At 41.0% G+C, this 271-nt stretch carries 1 protein-coding gene; it reads left to right on the top strand.

Annotated features, from left to right (window positions below; translation table 11 throughout):
* Positions 1–43 precede the first annotated feature (43 nt).
* On the top strand, positions 44–271 hold a 228-nt coding region (locus tag SB689_RS23155; RefSeq protein ID WP_410694404.1), incomplete at its 3' end, for a hypothetical protein.

Here is a 271-nt window from a genome sequence, read left to right as displayed (position 1 = left end):
AAGGAACATTTTGGGAACGTTTAAAATTTAGTTTTACAGATTAATGGACAGTACTTATTTTTTCTCTGCATTCGGTACATTCGGAAACCCGAATGGCTTCCGGCAATCCTTTTTTCTGGGTGGAAATAAGGCCATAGCCAAGGAGATCCGGACGTTCGACTTGAAGACGGATGCTATTAAACTATTTCCTCAAACCAGTATTTATTCTATCCGAAAGGACTACGCCGGGGGAAGTAACCTTATCTCCTACTCTGTTTATACGTTTGCCAAG

This window comes from Chryseobacterium sp. SIMBA_038, assembly GCF_046535115.1.
In the GTDB taxonomy this organism is placed as follows: Bacteria; Bacteroidota; Bacteroidia; order Flavobacteriales; family Weeksellaceae; genus Chryseobacterium.
The sequence above is the reverse complement of the archived record's forward strand: the minus strand, read 5'-3'. Positions and strand labels throughout refer to the sequence as shown.